This is a genomic window from Priestia sp. SIMBA_032 (assembly GCF_046535215.1).
In the GTDB taxonomy this organism is placed as follows: Bacteria; Bacillota; Bacilli; order Bacillales; family Bacillaceae_H; genus Priestia; species Priestia aryabhattai.
This window is the reverse complement of the sequence record NZ_JAWRXD010000736.1, coordinates 1-269: the sequence shown is the minus strand read 5'-3', so window position 1 is coordinate 269 and position 269 is coordinate 1. Positions and strand designations below refer to the sequence as shown.

The window sequence follows — 269 nt, the reverse complement described above, 5'->3', positions numbered from 1 at the left end:
CTGGTCCCTTCCGCCGATGTACTCGTGCCCACCGGATCGCTGCCCGCGCAGCAGGCCGCGCCGCTGGCCGACGCCGGACTGACCGCCTACCACGCAATTCGCACGCACAGAGATCTGATCGACAGCGAGACCGTTGCCGTGGTTGTCGGAATCGGTGGACTCGGTCACCTGGCGGTCCAGATCCTGCGGGCGTTCGGGGTCCGGCACATCACCGCGGTCGACAATCGTCCGCAAGCTCATGACCTGGCAATCGAATTGGGTGCGCAGAC

1 pseudogene is annotated in these 269 nt (G+C 66.2%); it reads left to right on the top strand.

The features are described 5' to 3' along the window. Positions 1-269 (top strand): annotated as a pseudogene (locus SB717_RS36240) (zinc-dependent alcohol dehydrogenase); the annotation flags it as partial.